At 61.7% G+C, this 16,660-nt stretch carries 15 protein-coding genes; 9 read left to right on the top strand and 6 right to left on the bottom strand.

The genetic code is table 11. The features are described 5' to 3' along the window. The first annotated feature begins 101 nt into the window (after positions 1-101). A complete protein-coding gene (locus VGY55_24210; protein HEV2973093.1) occupies positions 102-329 on the top strand; it encodes a DUF883 C-terminal domain-containing protein in 228 nt (75 codons plus the stop codon). A 28-nt stretch (positions 330-357) separates the two neighbouring features. Continuing rightward, positions 358-888: a hypothetical protein gene (locus tag VGY55_24205; GenBank protein ID HEV2973092.1), complete on the top strand. Its 531-nt coding sequence runs from the start codon at positions 358-360 to the stop codon at positions 886-888. Positions 889-921: 33 nt separating this feature from the next. Here VGY55_24205 and VGY55_24200 read toward each other — a convergent pair whose 3' ends face one another. After that, a complete protein-coding gene (locus VGY55_24200; protein HEV2973091.1) occupies positions 922-1,758 on the bottom strand; it encodes a hypothetical protein in 837 nt (278 codons plus the stop codon). A gap of 200 nt (positions 1,759-1,958) precedes the next feature. On the opposite strand from VGY55_24200, the gene VGY55_24195 reads away from it, so the two are divergent. Both VGY55_24195 and VGY55_24190 read left to right on the top strand, forming a co-directional pair. Continuing rightward, entirely contained in the window at positions 1,959-2,231 is a 273-nt protein-coding gene (locus tag VGY55_24195; GenBank protein ID HEV2973090.1) for an opioid growth factor receptor-related protein, read from the top strand. A gap of 7 nt (positions 2,232-2,238) precedes the next feature. Next, a complete protein-coding gene (locus tag VGY55_24190) occupies positions 2,239-2,511 on the top strand; it encodes a hypothetical protein (GenBank protein HEV2973089.1) in 273 nt (90 codons plus the stop codon). 29 nt (positions 2,512-2,540) lie between these two features. On the opposite strand, the gene VGY55_24185 is transcribed toward VGY55_24190, so the two are convergent. The 4 genes from VGY55_24185 to VGY55_24170 all read right to left on the bottom strand — a co-directional run bounded on the left by VGY55_24185 (position 2,541) and on the right by VGY55_24170 (position 8,262). Continuing rightward, entirely contained in the window at positions 2,541-2,714 is a 174-nt protein-coding gene (locus VGY55_24185; protein HEV2973088.1) for a hypothetical protein, read from the bottom strand. Between the two features lie 384 nt (positions 2,715-3,098). Next, a complete protein-coding gene (locus tag VGY55_24180; protein HEV2973087.1) occupies positions 3,099-5,237 on the bottom strand; it encodes an ATP-binding protein in 2,139 nt (712 codons plus the stop codon). 230 nt (positions 5,238-5,467) lie between these two features. Further along, positions 5,468-6,517, bottom strand: coding sequence for a site-2 protease family protein (locus VGY55_24175; GenBank protein HEV2973086.1), 1,050 nt, complete (start codon positions 6,515-6,517; stop codon positions 5,468-5,470). 59 nt (positions 6,518-6,576) lie between these two features. Beyond that, positions 6,577-8,262 carry an HDOD domain-containing protein gene (locus VGY55_24170; GenBank protein ID HEV2973085.1) on the bottom strand — a complete coding sequence of 562 codons (1,686 nt, stop codon included), beginning with the start codon at positions 8,260-8,262 and terminating at the stop codon, positions 6,577-6,579. 123 nt (positions 8,263-8,385) lie between these two features. Here VGY55_24170 and VGY55_24165 point away from each other — a divergent pair, with 123 nt between their 5' ends. The 4 genes from VGY55_24165 (at position 8,386) to VGY55_24150 (ending at position 13,001) form a co-directional block, all read left to right on the top strand. Continuing rightward, entirely contained in the window at positions 8,386-8,796 is a 411-nt protein-coding gene (locus tag VGY55_24165; protein ID HEV2973084.1) for a hypothetical protein, read from the top strand. 92 nt (positions 8,797-8,888) lie between these two features. Continuing rightward, positions 8,889-9,317 carry a hypothetical protein gene (locus VGY55_24160; protein HEV2973083.1) on the top strand — a complete coding sequence of 143 codons (429 nt, stop codon included), beginning with the start codon at positions 8,889-8,891 and terminating at the stop codon, positions 9,315-9,317. A 39-nt stretch (positions 9,318-9,356) separates the two neighbouring features. After that, the gene (locus VGY55_24155; GenBank protein ID HEV2973082.1) at positions 9,357-10,580 is read left to right on the top strand and encodes an acetate/propionate family kinase; all 1,224 of its coding nucleotides are present in this window, start codon (positions 9,357-9,359) and stop codon (positions 10,578-10,580) included. A gap of 48 nt (positions 10,581-10,628) precedes the next feature. Next, entirely contained in the window at positions 10,629-13,001 is a 2,373-nt protein-coding gene (locus VGY55_24150; protein ID HEV2973081.1) for a phosphoketolase family protein, read from the top strand. 87 nt (positions 13,002-13,088) lie between these two features. Here the strand turns inward: VGY55_24150 and VGY55_24145 are convergent, their stop codons facing one another. Beyond that, positions 13,089-14,984, bottom strand: coding sequence for a di-heme oxidoredictase family protein (locus VGY55_24145; protein ID HEV2973080.1), 1,896 nt, complete (start codon positions 14,982-14,984; stop codon positions 13,089-13,091). A gap of 254 nt (positions 14,985-15,238) precedes the next feature. On the opposite strand from VGY55_24145, the gene VGY55_24140 reads away from it, so the two are divergent. Next, positions 15,239-16,516, top strand: coding sequence for an MFS transporter (locus VGY55_24140; protein HEV2973079.1), 1,278 nt, complete (start codon positions 15,239-15,241; stop codon positions 16,514-16,516). Positions 16,517-16,660 lie beyond the last annotated feature (144 nt).

Here is a 16,660-nt window from a genome sequence, read left to right as displayed (position 1 = left end):
AGTCAGTAGACAACATACAATGCACGGGCCTCGCAAACGTCGGATCGCAGTCACTGTATGTTGATTGCTGTACTAAGCCCACTGCCTTCAGGAGAACCATCATGAGCGATGCAGCGGAAAGCGTTCCGGGATCGGGCCCGGCCCATGGAAAGGCTCAGGAGACGATGGAGCATTTCGCCCACGCAGCCTCGGAATGTTGCTCCGCCTGGAGCGAGCAGCTTCGCGACTGCACGAATTCGGCGGAGGATTTCGTTCGCAAACAGCCGATTAAATCGTTATTGATCGCGGCGGGAGTCGGTCTGCTGATCGGTTTGGTCGTCCGCCGCTAGCACGACATAGCCTAACGTAAGACCAGCGATGCCCCTCGACGAGCCGACAGAATCCGCGAAACCATCGGACGCGAATCCGCGCGACGCCAGCGCCGCCGACGCGGGGCGCGCCGATCCCGATGGCAAGCCCGCTGGTCCCGAGGCCCTGGCCGCCGTGTTCAAGCAATTGGCCGAGGCGGTCGAGTATCTGGCCTATCTATTGGCCACGCAGGTCGATCGCGCGAAGCTCAAAATCCGCAATCTGCTAATCCTGGTCGCGCTCGGAACGCTTGCGGCAGTGGCGGGATTGGCTTTCGTCGCGTGCACCGTCTGGTTGCTGCTGGCCGGCATCGCGGGAGGCGTGGGCGTGCTGCTTGGGGACCGGCCGTGGCTGGGCGGCATTGTCACGGCGACCGTTATTCTGATCGTCGGCGGCTCGGTTGGTTGGATTTTCTACCGCCGCATTCGCACGAGCGGCTTGAAGAGCGCTCGGCGGCGCTACCAGGAGCGGCAGGCCGAGCAGAAATCACGCTTCGGCCGCGAAGTGCGGCAAACGGCCGATTCGCCGTCGCGCGATTGATCTCCATCTCACCTCATTCGAGTGGATTCGCGTTCATTTCCGGCCCCTCTCCTTTTCGGGATTGAACAGCGATTCGAGCTTGGACAATCCGCCCGCGACGACGTCGTCGGGCGAGAATCGCAGCCGGTCCTGACGTTTCTGAATCGCCTTGTTGAGCTTGTCGGCGAGCTTCGGCTCTTCATCGTGCAGTTTTTTGGCGATGACTCCTTTGAGATTTTCTCCCAACTCGCGCGCGGCCCAACCTTCGATTTTGCTCACCTTCTTCAGGTCGAACTCGACGAGTTCGATTTGTGCGCCCGTCACTTTCGGCTCGACGGTGAATTCGCCAAGAACGCCCGACGCCTTCCAATCCCAGGCCAAGTCGCAATCGAGTCGGGCCTCGACCTTGCTATCGGCTTGAGCGTCCGCGTTAAATAGCTTGACGCCGTCCTTCCATTGCTCGATTTGGGCCTCGCCACGAAGCCGCGCCGAGAGGAACACCTGGAAAGCGCTGTGCCCGGCGTCGGTCTGGCGGATGTTGGCCACGCGAATTTGCAACTGATGCTCAGGATCGATCAACTCGGCCTTATATTGCTTCCAAACGCCGTCTTTCACTTCCGCGGTGTGCTTCCGGAGTTTCAGCCCATCGCCATCGACTTTGAGCCGCAGCCCGTCGACGATTTTCGTCGTCTTCCCCCAATGCTTCTTGTCCTCGAATTGCCGCGGCAGACTTTCAACGACGATCCGTTGGGCAAGACTCGATAGCGATTCATTGACCGCCGGCTCGTTGGACGCCGTCGGCAGCGGCGGAGTTGCGCAAATCGCAACGCGTGCGCCGCAGGCGAGCAATAAGACCACCAACGAGAAAACCGCCAATCTGCCGCCTATCATGGGCAACCACCGAATGCGCCACCGCAGGTCAACTACGAAACCAAGGAATCGGACGGTCCGGGCTTTAGTTCCGATTTTTTCCGCTTTACCGCAACACGTGTCAATCGCAGTCCGGAGCAGCACCGTCGCGTTATAATGAGTCAAGCGGCGTTCCGACGCGGGCAGCGACGGCGACAAGAACTCAATCGGAGCCATTCGTCATGTCCGCCGATCTAATCGAATTCTATCGCGGCGACGGAGTTGATAGCGAAGGCCGGCGACTCGAAGAAATCCTTGTTTGGGAATACGGTCGCCTCGAACTGGTCTACGATTTCATTCAGTGGCTCTTCCCCCTGCGGGAGCCGAGCCAATTCAATGACCAGGCGGCGCTGCTGACTCCGGAGCAGATGAATGGAGATCGTCCAATGCTGGACAACCGCCGCCCGACGTGGATAAACTGCCAAAGAAGTTGCCAGGGCGGCGCGGAGGTTTGAAACAATCATGCCGCGATGGAAAAACGATGATCGCGACGATTGGATTGATGACTCTGGCGACGAAGACGACGAGGTTGAATCGCTCCAGGGAGACGATGGCGAACCGACGATCGCTTGCCCATATTGCCGCAAGCAGATTCACGAGGATTCACAGCAATGCCCATATTGTGAGCGCTACGTCTCTGAGGAAGACGCGCCAGCCGGGCCTAAGCCATTGTGGATCGTGATCGGCATTGCCCTATGCTTGTACGTCGTCTATCGCTGGATCGTTGGGCGATGAGAGGCGACCAGGAGCCTCGCGGGCGTCCGCTACGATATCGACCGGAATTCGTGGCCTCCGGCAGCCAGCATGACCGCGCAGAGACCAAGGAACGCGACCACAAGGAACGCCGCCAAACCGGTTGCCGTCGCGGATTCACACGCAAAGAACAGCGCCCCGGCGACAATCGCCAGCATTAACGGAAGCATCGCAAATCGCCACATGTCAAATCTCCTCGCTCGTCCCGGTCCCTCTAGCTTAGATGTCAGTCACGGCCTCGGGAGTCACATGGTGTTCACGGTTTCCTTGCCGATTTGTATAAGAGCAAACGGCGGGCCTAAACTCCGCCGGCAAAGTCCGCCTTGTCAATGCAAATTGCCATCGAAAGGAGTCTGCGCGAACTGAACCCATTTCTCAGGCGACAGGCGCGCAGTATTCATAACGGCCGCCCAGGGCGGCGATCTTGAGTGCTTTGCGACAAAACGAGGCGGCCATGCGGTAATCGCCGGCGACTTACGAAGGTGGCCGTCGGCACGAGGCAGGATAGCCGTCGGTCGCGAACGCCCGCGAAGTCGGCCGCTGCCGCCCAGCCGCGAAAACGCGGCGGGTTACGACTGTCGGCCCAACTTGGGGTGAGCGAAGACCTCTTTCAAGATCGAAACTGAGGGCGGCTTAACGAGGTGCAAGTCGAATCCCGCCTCTTGCGAGCGGAGCTGATCCGCCTCTTGCCCATACCCGGTCAGCGCCACGAGCAGCGTGTCGCGGAATTCCGGCTCGCCGCGCACGCGCCGGGCCAGTTCGTAGCCGTTGACGCCCGGCAGCCCGATATCGAGCAGCACCACGTCGGGATGCTGAGCGCGCATCGATTCCCACGCTGAAGTGCCGTCATGCGCGATGGCCACATCGTGGCCCCAGAGCTTAGTGAACAACTTCGCCAATACTTCCGCCTGCGCGACCTGATCGTCCACCACCAGCACTCGTCTCGGCACGGCGCCCTCGATCGCGGCAGGCGACTCGCGCGATTCATTCTCAGAGGTCTCAACGATCGGCAGGCGAATAGTGAACGTGCTTCCCCTGCGCGGCCCCTCGCTCTCGGCCGACACGTCTCCGCCATGCAGCTCGACGATTTTTCGCACCAGGCTCAGGCCGATGCCCAGCCCGCCTTGAGAGCGATCCAACGATTGCTTGGCTTGCGTAAACGGCTCGAAAACGCGCGGCAGCATTTCGGCGGCAATGCCGATCCCCGTGTCGCGCACGCGGATAATGAGCTGCCCGCCTCCAGTTTCGGCCGTGAGCCAGATTTTTCCGCCCGGCTCCATGTACTTGGCCGCGTTGTTGAGCAGGTTGGTGAGGACTTGAGCCAGCCGCGTTGGATCGGCCTCAAGCCAATGCGGCTCGGAGGAAACCGACAGATGGAGAGTGTGACCGTGCGAGTTGATCAACGGCTGGCTGGCTTCGACGGCGTTGGCAATCACTCGCGCGAGTTCCACGCGCTCGATCCGCAGCGTGAACTTGCCGCGCTCGATCCGCGAAACGTCGAGCAAATCGTCCACCAGACGGACCATGTGGCCCACCTGCCGCTCCATGAGCTGGCGGGCCCAATCGAGGGTCTCGGCGTCCATATTCTTCTCGGCCATCACTGCCAGAGCGCTCACCAGCGGCGCGAGCGGGTTGCGCAGCTCGTGGCCGAGCATTGCCAGAAACTCGTCTTTTCGCCGATTCGCTTCGCTCAGCGCCGCGTGCTCGCGAGCCAGCGCCGCCTCGGCGCGGTCGCGTTCGATCAGCCGAGTATGCTCGACGAGTTGTCCGGCCAGGCTGCCAATGCTCGCGAGCAAATGCAAATCCTTATCGATGAATTGACGGCCCGTGTCTTCCGTTTCGAGCTGGAGCACGCCGACCGTCTCGTTCGACGGCGTAAGCATCGGCGCGGCCATCGTGGCGCGAATCGGATCGGCCAGCGGCGATTCGCCCCGTCCGCTCCGACTATCGTCGGCGAATGTGAAGAGCAGCGGTTCTCCCGCGGTGATGACTTCCGCTGCCAAGGAACTGTTCCGCAAGCCGATCGTCGAAGCCGGGTCCTCCTCGTAAACGCGGTGCTTCATTGCGCAAGGAAGCGTTTGCAGCTCTCCAGCCTCGGTGAGAAACATATAGCCGCGATCGGCTTGAGGAAAGATCTGAAATAGCGTGTCGAGGATGCGCTGGAGCACTTCGTCGATATCGAGCGGCGTTCCGACGTTGCGGATGATGTCGAGGACGGCGTCCAATTTGACTTGCGGATCGACTTCGCTTCGCAACCCCGCCCCGGACAGCACGGCGAAGTCGCCGACGAACGTCGAGCGGATATTCTGCTTTCGATCATTCTGCGTGGGATCCGCCAGTCCCTTCGTCGTGACGAGCACCTGCGTCCTGAGGTCCAGCTCGACCTCGTCCGCCTGGGCGTTCGCCTGGCGAAAACTCATCAGAAATTCGTCGATTTGAATGTGCTCGCCGCCGCGCAATCGCTGCGGGCCGGCGATCCGGCTGCTGTCGACGAAAGTGCCGTTGAGGCTGTCGAGATCTTCGATAAAGAAGCCCTCGGCGTCCCGCGCAATTTGGGCGTGTCGCCGCGAAATCGTCGTGCGCGGAAGCACGATGTCGCATTGCGGCTCCCTGCCGAGAACGACCCGATCGGCCGAGAGATTATAACAATCGCCCGCGTTCGATCCCTTGAGGATCTTGAGTGTGGCCTTGGGCTGCGCAGAAGACATGATCGATCGCAGGATTGGGGGCCAGGCGTCCTGCCGGGTCGCAGTGCTTATAGGCTCGAAGCCGTTGTTCCGATTAGTTGATCGCACTGGCGATACTATCCATCATAATCCTGTGTGACGCACAGGATAGTCGAAATCCGCCGCCGGTGGATCACTGCGGCGATCATCGGATCGCCGCTAGCTAATCGAGTAAGTCGCGATATGGAAACGACTTGATCGCTCGTTCCCGCTCAGTCGGGTGAGAACGGCGACGGCGTGAAGCACAAGATGGGGATTGCCAGCGATGCGATGCCGATGAGCCAGCGCAACGGGCCGATCCGCGCCCGATCGTTCGAGGTTGGTGGATGGTCGGCGCCCAGAAAAATCACCAGCACGATCATCACGAGCCAGCTATAGTGCTCGCCGATCACCACGAACGCGATCGCCGCAAACAGAAAAGCACGCGCAACCCAGCGGCCGCGGCGGCCGAGCAGGCCGTAAATAATGTGGCCGCCGTCGAGTTGGCTGACGGGCATCATGTTCAGCCCAGTGATGAGCAGCCCGACCCATCCCGCCATCAACAGCGGGTTGAGCCGAATCTCGGCATTCTCCGGCAGGTCGGGACGGAGGTAGGGTAGGAGCAGCTTGATCAGCAGCGGCTCGCCATAATGAATGCCGGTCGCTTGGCTCCCGTCATCGGCCAAGACGGCCGAGCCCGGCGGGGCGGGGCCCTTCACTGACTCCGCGGTCTTCAGCCCGATGAAAACAAACGGGATCGTGAGCACCAATCCGGCCAGCGGCCCGGCGATGCCGATGTCGAAAAGCTGTCGCCGGTCGGCGCGCAGGCCGTCCATGCTGATCACTGCCCCCATCGTGCCGGTCATCATCATGATCGGCATCGGGATGAAGATCGGATAACTCGCGGGGATCCGGTAGCGGACCGTCATCAGGAAATGCCCCATCTCGTGCGCGAACAGTACCGCGATCACCGCGGTCATGTATTCCAAACCCCGCGGCCAAAAATGATGAATCTTGTCGAGCAGCGTCTCATCGGGGTACATCGGCTCCCAGCCGTAGACCCCCGCCGCGAAGGTCGTCGCACAAGCGGCCAGGAACAGGGCGAGCGGCAATATCACTCGTCGCCGATATGGAGGCGGCCCCTCGCTGAATTCATCCGGCATATTCGCCGGAACGTGCGGCCCGGGATCGGACGCCGATTCCGCGTGTGGCGTCGCTTCCTGCGCGGCCGCCAGCGCAGCCTCAGCGATCGGTCCGTCCGGCGCATTGGCGGTCTCGCTCATAGGTTCAACATACCATGCCCGGCGCGATCGCAAAAAGCGCAAATGAGTTGAGCTTTTGCTCAATAGATCTCGATGCTCTTCAGCGCGTTGCCGCCGGAATGCCTCGAGGCATGCAAGCATCGCTCGGCGCTTTCGATCAAATCGGCCGGCAGGAAATTCTTCGGTGGCGCGGTCACCGCGGCAATCCCGATGCTCACCGTGACCGACGGCCGCATTTGGCCCGGCAAGGGCGCACCGAACCGCCGCATGGCTGCGAGCAGTTGGTTCCCAATCGCGACGGCGGCTTGCCGATCGCAGGCGGGCAGCACCAAGGCGAATTGATCGTCGCGAACCCGTCGGCAGACCGCGCTGGAAGCGCCGGTGGCTCGGCAGCTCGCCTCGAGAAAGCTGACCACCCGTTCCGCGCCGGACACGCCGCGTGCCAACGCCAACTCTTCGAATCGATCGACTCCGACCAACAACAGGCTCAAGGCGCAGCGCGCTTGACGGCACGAGGCGGCGACTGTGCCCAATTCGCCGAGAAACGCCGGATCGACTTCTCCGGCCGGTGAAACCGCGGCGCTTCGTTGAGCCGAATCCTCAGCGATCGAACCCGGCGGAAGATGAGCGGAGGCCGGTGCATGGGCCGCGTGGCTATCGGCCCAAATCTCCTTCCGCAACTCTTTCGGTGGAGCGGCGGCCGCGAGACTGGTTGCGGAGCGCGCCGCCTGCTGTGCGGAGATGCCGAGCGATTGCACTTCTGCCAGCAGCGATTCGGTCTCGCCAGTTTCGTCGGCGTGCTTTTTGCTCACGATCAAATCCGCCGCCACGTCGGCGGCCACTTCGGATAGTCGCTCGTGCGCTTCGAGCAGCACCGCCGTGTAGTCCTTGCCGGCCGGCAATTCGAGATTCAGCACGTCGGCGAGTTGCTCGACTTTTTCTTGCAGCGTATTCACCAGTGGCGAAAGTTGACTTTGCCGCAAGGCGTGGTAGCGCTCGGCCGCATCGAGCAGATCGGCCAGCAGATCGGTTCGGTTCTCAGTCAACAGGCCCGCGAGCAATTCCGCGAGATGCAGGATTTGCGGCAAGCATCGCGCGGTCGGCGACAAATCGGCGATGGTCGCCGGCGGGCGCCCCGAGCCGATCGCCTCGACCAGATTTCGCGGCAATCCCCAGCACTCGAGCAACCGCGCACTCAACCGGGCATGATCGAAGCCAATCGATTTCGCGGCCAGCGTTCCTACGTCGGCCGCCTTGGAAAACGCCAAGTCGAGAAATCGCACATACGGCTCGCCGAAGTCCTGCACGAGCACGAGCATGCCGACGTCTTGCAATAGCCCGGCGATGAAGGCATCGTCCCCCGGCAGTTTCCACAGCGTCTCGCTTATCTCGCGGGCCGCGACCGCTTTGGTGAGTGTCCGCCGCCAATACCGGCGGAGGATGTCGCCCGCCATCCCGACAAACAGATTGCCCGGCAGGCTGAAGCCGAGCACCAACAGCTTGAGCGGCTTGGTGCCAAGCAGTGCCAGGGCCTGGCTCAAGTCCGAAACCTCGTGGCTCAGCCCGAACAGCGAACTATTCACCACGCGCAACACGCGGGTGGTCAGGGCCGGATCGTTCTCGATGCAATGCCGGAGAAGCTGGACGTCGACTTTGGGATGGTTCGTAAGCTGCAAAACCTCAACGGCCACCGCCGGGAGGGTGTAGAGTTTGCCGGCTTTATCGACAAACCGATCCAAGACCGAGTTGCTTTCGTTCAGAATCATGCCTATCCGCCCCGGGCTTCAAAGAGAATGCCGGGCAATACGACACCGGCGAATCATGGAAAGTCTAGCTTACGGGCGGCCAAAAGATTTACGTTCGTCGGATGTTGCCGTTAGACTACGGGGATGGATGATCACCCCGAGCCCGCCGCCCAGAATGCCGCAGCGCCCCGGCTCCGGCTACGCTGGTTTCAATTCCGGCTGCGGACGCTGTTCGTGCTGACGGCGCTCATCGCGCTCGCCGCGATGTGGGTCGGCTGGCAGATTCGCATCGTGCAAGAGCGCAAGTGGCTGCGCGAGCATTATCCTCACGCGATCTTCTTGTCGATCAAGGAATACGACCCAATCATCCGAAATGAGGCTTATCCAAACGGCACGCCGAGCGTACCGTGGTATCGCGAGCTTTTCGGCGACGAGGCGATATCTCAGATCGGGTTGGAGGGTGACGTGGAGAACTCGATTGACGAAAAACGGATTCGAGTCGCGTTCCCTGAAGCCGATGTTTTCGTTCTGACGCAGAAGACGAGGTCAATTTGACTTGGCTCCGACACTCCGCGTACGAATGGAGGCGCTTGGCGACCTGGAGGCTACTGGTTTACCGGCGCGATGTAGCCGCGTAAATTATAGGGATGGATGGTCTCCCCGACTTCGCCGCTCAGACCGCCGCGGCGCCCACGCAGAGGCTGCGCTGGTTTCAATTCCGGCTGCGGACACTGTTCGTGTTGACGGCGCTCGTGGCCTCCGCCGCGATGTGGGTCGGTTGGCAGATTCGCATCGTGCAACAGCGCAAATGGCTGCGCGAGCATTCCCCTCACGCGAGCTTCTTGCCGATTGAGAACTTCAACCCGATCACCCCGAATCAAACTTGGCCCAAGGGCCCGCCCGGCGTGCCCTGGTATCGCAGAATGCTTGGCGATGAAGCGATTTATAAGATCGGTTTGGAACAGGAGTCATCTGAAAACGACGAGTTGAAACGACTCGAAGCAGCTTTCCCCGAGGCAATCGTAAGTGATCCCGCAAACGGAGAATCGCCTGAGAGGCACGCCGTGGCGAAATAAGTGATTTACGCTCGTCGGTTGTGTCGTTAGATTCTGGGGATGGATGATCTACTCACATCCGCCGCTGCGCGGCAGATTCTCGCGATCAACGGCGGGTCGTCGAGCATCAAGTTTGCGCTGTTCGCGGTCGCTACGGACGAAAGGGTGGAACCGCGGCGGACGCTGAGTGGCACGATCGAGCGGATTGGGCAGCCAGGCACCGCTCTGGTTGTCGGCGGTAATGGCCGAGCGCCGCAGCGGCGCGAGATCGCTGCCGCAAACCATGAAGACGCGGCTGAACAGTTGATCGAGGCGTTGCGCGAGACGCTGGAATCCGCGGCGCTCGTTGGCATCGGGCATCGCATCGTTCACGGTGGGGCGAAGCTGATCGAGCATCAGAGCGTCACTGATGCAGTTATCGCCGAGTTGAAGCGAACCGTGCCGCTCGATCTGACCCATCTGCCGCGCGAGATTGCCCTGATCGAGATTTTCGCGCGGCGCTTGGCCGGCGTGCCACAATTTGCTTGCTTCGACACGGCCTTTCATCGCGATCTGCCGCGCGTGGCCAAATTGCTGCCGATCCCGCGGCGATATTTTGACTCCGGCGTGCGGCGGTTTGGCTTTCACGGGCTGTCGTACACGTATCTGCTTGGCGAGCTGCTGCGGATCGCGCCGCGCGAGGCGGATGGACGAGTGATCTTTGCCCATCTCGGCGCTGGAGCGAGCATGGCGGCAGTCCAAGGAGGCAAACCGATCGACACGAGCATGGCTTTCACACCGACTGCCGGGCTCGTGATGGCGACTCGTCCCGGCGATCTCGATCCGGGGCTGATCGTTTACCTGATGCGCGAGGAACAGCTTACTCCTGAGAAAATGGATGAATGGCTCAATCGCAATTTCGGGCTGTTGGGAGTTTCGGAAACCAGCCCTGACGTGCGCGATTTGCTGGCCGCGCGCGAAAAGGATTCTCGCGCGGCCGAGGCGATTGACGTGTTTTGCTACCAGGCGAGGAAGTGGATCGGGGCCTACGCGGCCGCGATGGGCGGGCTCGAGGCGCTTGTGTTTTCCGCGGGAATCGGCGAGCATTCGCCAGAGGTGCGGACCGAGATTTGCGCCGGGCTGGGGTTCCTCGACCTGCGGCTCGATCCGGCGCGGAATGATGCGGCGCGGGGCGGCGCAGCGGCCGCGGTGATCTCGACGGACGATAGCCGCGTGGCGGTGCGTGTGATTCCGACGGATGAAGAGATCGTGATCGCGCGGACGGTCATGGCGTTGGTGGGATAATGTCGCTGCGAATCGTTTAGCTCGGAGCCAGCACAAGGAGGAATTGCGATGCCGGAATCACTTTCGCCCGAGATGCTCAAGAAGATCGACGCCTACTGGCGGGCGGCAAATTATCTGTCGGTCGGGCAGATTTATCTATTCGACAACCCGCTCCTCCGTCGGCCGCTGGCGCCAACCGATATCAAGCCACGGCTGCTCGGCCACTGGGGCACCACTCCGGGGCAGAACTTCATCTATGCCCATCTCAATCGGGCAATCAACCAGCACGATCTCGACATGATCTACATTTCGGGTCCCGGTCACGGCGGCCCGGCGGTCGTCGCGAACACTTATCTTGAGGGGACCTACAGCGAAATCTACCCAGCGATCACGCGCGACGAAGCCGGGTTGAAGCGTCTCTTCAAGCAATTCTCTTTCCCCGGCGGCATCCCCAGCCACGCCGCGCCGGAGACTCCCGGCTCGATTCACGAGGGAGGCGAGCTGGGCTACTCGCTCAGCCATGCCTTTGGCGCGGTGTTCGATGATCCGAACTTTATTGTCGCTTGCGTCGTTGGCGACGGCGAAGCGGAGACAGGTCCGCTGGCCACCGCCTGGCATTCGAACAAGTTTCTCGACCCGGCGACCGACGGGGCGGTGCTGCCGATCCTACACCTGAACGGGTACAAGATCGCGAACCCCACCGTGCTGGCCCGGATCAGCCGTGATGAATTACGGAAGCTGCTCGAAGGCTGTGGCTGGACGCCTTTGTTTGTCGAAGGAGATCAACCGGCGCCGATGCACGCCGCGATGGCCGCCGCGCTCGACCGGGCGATCGATCAGATTCGGCAAATCCAGCGCGATGCCCGCGAGCGCAGCGTCACGCAGCGCCCCGCCTGGCCGATGATCGTGTTGCGCTCGCCGAAGGGCTGGACCGGGCCGAAAGTGGTCGATGGCCTGCAGGTCGAAGGGACATTCCGCGCGCATCAAGTGCCGCTCTCCGACCCGATCAAGAAACCCGAGCATCTGCGGCAGCTTGAAGCCTGGCTCCGCAGCTACAGGCCGGAGGAATTGTTCGACGAGCAAGGGCGATTTAATCCCGAGGTGGCCGAGCTAGCGCCCAAAGGCAATCGCCGCATGGGCGCGAATCCCCATGCCAACGGCGGCCTGTTGCTGTGCGATCTGCGGATGCCCGACTTTCGCGAATATGCGGTCGGCGTTTCCGCTCCCGGCGCTTCCACGGCGGAAGACACGCGCGTGCTCGGCGGCTTCTTGCGCGACGTGGTGAAGCTCAACGAAGACCAACGCAACTTCCGCATCTTCGGGCCGGACGAAACCATGTCGAATCGGCTCAATGCCGTGTTCGACCAGACCAATCGCCAATGGGACGCCGAAACCGTGAAGGGCGACGATCATCTCGCGCCGACCGGCCGCGTCATGGAAGTCTTGAGCGAGCACCAGTGCCAGGGCTGGCTCGAAGGTTATCTGCTCACTGGGCGGCACGGGCTGTTCAACAGCTACGAGGCCTTCATCCACATCGTCGATTCGATGTTCAACCAACATGCCAAGTGGCTGAAGGTGACGCTCGGGCTGCCGTGGCGGCGAAAGATCGCCTCGCTCAACTATCTCTTGGCGTCGCACGTCTGGCGGCAAGATCACAACGGCTTCACGCACCAAGACCCGGGGTTCATCGACCACGTCGTCAACAAGAAGGCCGAGATCGTGCGCGTCTATCTGCCGCCGGACGCGAACTGCCTGCTCTCCGTGATGGACCACTGCCTGCGGAGCCGGCACTATGTGAACGTCGTGGTGGCGGGGAAGCACGCGGCCCCGCAGTGGTTGGCGATGGACGCGGCCGTGACGCATTGCACGGAGGGGATCAGCATCTGGGAATGGGCCAGCAACGATCGCGGGCTTGATCCCGACGTGATTATGGCCTGCGCCGGCGACGTGCCGACACTGGAGACCCTGGCCGCCGTGTCAATCCTCCGCCGGGCGCTGCCGGAGCTGAAAATCCGCGTGGTCAACGTGGTCGATCTAATGAAGCTCCAGCCCGCCAGCGAGCATCCGCACGGGCTGAGCGACAAGGACTTCGATTCGCTATTCACGGCCAACAAGCCGATCATCTTCGCCTTCCACGGTTATCCGTGGCTGATCCACCGGCTGACCTATCGCCGCACGAATCACGACAATCTGCACGTGCGCGGCTACAAGGAAGAGGGGACGATCACGACGCCGTTCGACATGGCAGTGCTCAACGATCTCGATCGCTTCCACCTCGCGCACGACGCTCTCGACCGCCTTCCGCAGTTAGGAGCGAGAGCCGCCTATCTCAAGCAGGAGCTGCGCGAAAAGCTCATTGAACACAAGCGATACATCTACCTGTATGGGGAGGACATGCCGGAGGTATGCAATTGGAAGTGGGAGGCCACGACACAACCGTAGGTCAGGCGTCCTTGCCTGACTTCGCCGTGTCGTTCGCAGCTTCGCGGTGTTTATCGCAGCAGGTCAGGCCAAAGGCACTGACCTACTTTATTTCATCGCGATCTTTTGCTCGGGCGCGGTGAGCGACTTCAGGAATGCGATCACTTTCTGTCGCTCTTCCGGCTTGAGCTGGAAGAACTTGACTGCCGCGGAACTTGCCTGACCGCCGTGGAAGGCGATGGCTTGTTCGAGCGTGTCGGCCCGGCCGTCGTGCAGATACGGGCCCGAGTCGCGCACGCCCCACAGCGGCGGCGTCCGCCATTCCTGCCGCATCGCGCCGACGACCTTGCCAAGTTGATCGGTCGAAAGCTTAGCCTGCGGCTCGGGACTGTTCGGATTCACGAACTGCGGGGCCGGCTGCTCCTGCTGATCTTCTTCGGGCGCGTTGCGAACGAAGACGCCGTAGTCGCCGATATCGCCCAATTCCGGTCCCATTTCATGGAGCAAGAGGTCGCTGTAAATGCCGTCCGCCGCGCCGACTTTCTGAACGTGGCAATTGGCGCAGCCGACCGCTACAAACTGCTTGTGGCCGGCATCGATGGTGCCCGCTTCCTGCGCGCTGGCCGGCTTGCGTTGGGTCGGGGCGGGCAGCTCCTTCAGGTATTTCACGAGCGCATCGCACTCGGCCTGGTTCATGTCGAGGCCGGGGGCTTTGTAGTCGGGCTTGAGAGGCAAGGCGGCCTGCTCGTGCCCCGGCACGTTCAAGCCGAGTTCGACGGCGCAGGCAGTCATGGCAAATTCATAGAGCGTTGGCTTCTGGGCCTTCCAGCCGAAGCGGCCGATCTTGCCGTCCTTTTGCTTCGACGGCCGGCCCGCCATATCCGGATACTTTTCCTTTTCATGTTTGGCAAGGTCGAGAATCGTTTTCTCGGGAATCGCGTCGATCGCCCCGACGCCGTAAAGGGCCGTCGCGTTGCGCTGCGAGCGGCTGATCTGAATGCTGCCGATCTGAGTAGTCGTGCTGAGCAAGTTCGCGTGGTTCGTGCGGACCTCGTTTTGCAACTGGGCGATTTCAGGATTGCTGGCAATGCTGACGCCGGCATTCAACGTCAGCGAGCCTCTAATCGCAACTCCAGGGGCCGCTTCAACGGCGAGAACCGGCGCTGGTTGAGTAAGGTCGGCAGCGCCCGGAACCGCGAGCGTCCCTTCCGGCTTAGCCGCAGCGGAAGCATCTGGCGCGGCCTGCTGCGTCACCACCGGCGCAGGCGCGACGGCATCTGTCGGCAACGCGACATCAGAAAGATCGGGCGCGGCCGATGTTTCGACCGTTGTCAACGTGACTTGATTGAGCACCGCCTGCTGCTGGCCGGCGAATTGCCCACTGACCATCTGCGTCCGCCATGCTTGATACTTCGGATCGGTGCCGAAGTGATGCAGCACGACGCTCCGCGCGGACGCGAAGCCGGGGTGAAGCTTGATCAACTCTTCCTTCTGCCGCTGCTTGGCCGTTTTCTCTTGCTCGGCGCTCGCCGCCCGGGCTGCGCCCGCCGCTTGCGGCTTAGCCGGCGCCGGCGGCGCTAGCGATCCGAATAGCGAGCTGAACAGCGCCTCGGGCAGCGTGTTCGAGCGAACTCCTTGTTGGACGCCTGCGACCTCGAGCGGAAATGCCGTGACGATATCAACATTTTTATTGGCCGGCCCCGCGCCGCCGACGCCGCCCTGGTTGTGGCACGCGACGCACGAGCTGTCGTTATAGACCGGGCCCAAACCGTCGCCACCATGCGCGCGAGAATCGTTCGGCAACCATTCGCGGGTAAACAACTCGCGACCATCGACAGCGGATTCCGTCTTGCTCGCGGACGCCGGCGCAGCCACCGCCGCAACCTTCGCAGCCGAATCTTTGTCGGCCGCCTGATCCTTGGCCTGAGCCGTTAGCACGACCACCCCGAGAACCATCGCCGCGGCAACCCACGACCAACGCGATGCAAATATGTTCGCGCGCATGCCACACCTCAATGTGTTAGAGAAGAGATACGCGAAGTCGAACGCCTTCATCCGGATTCCATCCGGCAACCTCCGCAAGCGCCCGCATTATAAGACTTGGCCGAATCGAAAAACAACAGAAATCCATGCCCCGTCGAAAAAATAGGTCGGCCGCCGCCAGATTGCATCCGGCGCCGCGCCCCATTACCGTAAGCTGAGACGCCGCGCGCCATCTCTTCGTTCCAGAATCCCGAACTCCGAGCCCCGTCCCTCCCGTGCCTGTCGAAATCCGCAGCCTGCGCGAACTCTCTCCCCAGCAATGGCGCTCCGGCGCCGCGGCGTGGCTGGGCTGGCTCTTCGACGGGCTGGATATGCACCTTTACACGCTGGTGGCCGTGTCGTTTGTCGCGAAGCTGCTCGGCGGATTGAGCACGAAGGACCCGCAAGTGGCGGCCTGCTCGTCCTGGATTCAGGCGGCGTTTCTCGTCGGCTGGGCGGTGGGTGGAGGCTTCTTCGGCCGGATCGGAGATCGATTGGGCCGCAGCCGGACTTTGAGCCTCACGATCCTCACGTACGCCCTGTTCACGGGCCTCTCGTATTTCGCTCAAACTTGGCAGCAGTTGCTCGTGTTCCGATTTCTTGCGGCGCTGGGGATCGGCGGCGAATGGGCCGTCGGGGCGTCGCTGTTGTCCGAGACCTGGCCGCGGTCGTGGCGGCCGTGGATTGCTGCGGTGTTGCAGACGGCGGTGAACGTCGGCGTGCTCACAGCCGCCGCCGCCGGCTATTTACTCGACGAACACAGCGATCAGACGCTGTTTCTAGTCGGCATCGTGCCGGCGCTCCTGGTGTTCTGGATTCGCCGCCAAGTGCCGGAGACCGCGGAGTGGCACGAAGCGAAATCTGCGGCGAAAGGCGAAGCGCCCAGCGTGCTAGCTCTGTTTGGCCCCAGCATTCGTCGAACCTCCGTGCTGACGATCCTCGTCTGTTCGTTTTCGCTGACTGCCCATTGGGCCTTCATGTTTTGGTATTCACAGCAACTGCGAAATCTGCCCGGCGTGATCGATTGGGATGAAAAGCAAAAGCGGGACCTCGTGAGCGTCGCGCTATTCATGGTCATGGCGGCCTCGATCGCCGGGAATTTTTTCGCCGCCTTTCTGGCGAAGCTCTGGGGATACCGCTGGGCGATTGGGGCGATGTGCCTGGCGTATTTCGTCGCGATGTGGCTGACGTACTGCGTGCCGCGCGATTATCGCAGTTTGCTCGTATGGCTGCCGATTTGCGGGGCGTGTCAGGGAGTGTTCGCCCTGTTCACGATGTACATGCCGCCGCTCTTCCCCACGCTCTTGCGCACGACCGGCGCGGGATTCTGCTACAACATCGGCCGGCTCGTGGCGGCGGCGGGCACCGTGTTCTTCGGCCTGTTCGCCCAAGTCGGCGACTTCCGGCTCGTGCTCCTCTACGCCTCGTTCCTCTTCCTTCCCGCGGCGATCATCTCGGCGGCGCTGCCGGAGCCGAGCGACGGAATGGATGCCGAAATAGAGATTGCAGATTGAGATGGTAGATGAGGATGAAAGCTCGTTGCTCCTAGGGTTTACTACGAGTGTGGTTAACCCAAAACCCTTTTTGTGGAGCAACGAGTATGTCGAGTATACCGGTTTTCGTCGGGCTTGATTATCACCAGGACGCGGTGCAAGTAT

Source organism: Pirellulales bacterium (genome assembly GCA_035939775.1).
Lineage (GTDB): Bacteria > Planctomycetota > Planctomycetia > Pirellulales > DATAWG01 > DASZFO01.
The sequence above is the reverse complement of the archived record's forward strand: the minus strand, read 5'-3'. Positions and strand labels throughout refer to the sequence as shown.

Coding starts and splice junctions, on each gene's coding strand:
- VGY55_24185 (HEV2973088.1), bottom strand. CDS start 2,714: ATGTGGCGATTTGCGATGCTTCCGTTAATGCTGGCGATTGTCGCCGGG.
- VGY55_24165 (HEV2973084.1), top strand. CDS start 8,386: ATGGATGATCACCCCGAGCCCGCCGCCCAGAATGCCGCAGCGCCCCGG.
- VGY55_24195 (HEV2973090.1), top strand. CDS start 1,959: ATGTCCGCCGATCTAATCGAATTCTATCGCGGCGACGGAGTTGATAGC.
- VGY55_24200 (HEV2973091.1), bottom strand. CDS start 1,758: ATGATAGGCGGCAGATTGGCGGTTTTCTCGTTGGTGGTCTTATTGCTC.
- VGY55_24205 (HEV2973092.1), top strand. CDS start 358: ATGCCCCTCGACGAGCCGACAGAATCCGCGAAACCATCGGACGCGAAT.
- VGY55_24175 (HEV2973086.1), bottom strand. CDS start 6,517: ATGAGCGAGACCGCCAATGCGCCGGACGGACCGATCGCTGAGGCTGCG.
- VGY55_24155 (HEV2973082.1), top strand. CDS start 9,357: ATGGATGATCTACTCACATCCGCCGCTGCGCGGCAGATTCTCGCGATC.
- VGY55_24170 (HEV2973085.1), bottom strand. CDS start 8,262: ATGATTCTGAACGAAAGCAACTCGGTCTTGGATCGGTTTGTCGATAAA.
- VGY55_24150 (HEV2973081.1), top strand. CDS start 10,629: ATGCCGGAATCACTTTCGCCCGAGATGCTCAAGAAGATCGACGCCTAC.
- VGY55_24160 (HEV2973083.1), top strand. CDS start 8,889: ATGGATGGTCTCCCCGACTTCGCCGCTCAGACCGCCGCGGCGCCCACG.
- VGY55_24210 (HEV2973093.1), top strand. CDS start 102: ATGAGCGATGCAGCGGAAAGCGTTCCGGGATCGGGCCCGGCCCATGGA.
- VGY55_24180 (HEV2973087.1), bottom strand. CDS start 5,237: ATGTCTTCTGCGCAGCCCAAGGCCACACTCAAGATCCTCAAGGGATCG.
- VGY55_24145 (HEV2973080.1), bottom strand. CDS start 14,984: ATGCGCGCGAACATATTTGCATCGCGTTGGTCGTGGGTTGCCGCGGCG.
- VGY55_24190 (HEV2973089.1), top strand. CDS start 2,239: ATGCCGCGATGGAAAAACGATGATCGCGACGATTGGATTGATGACTCT.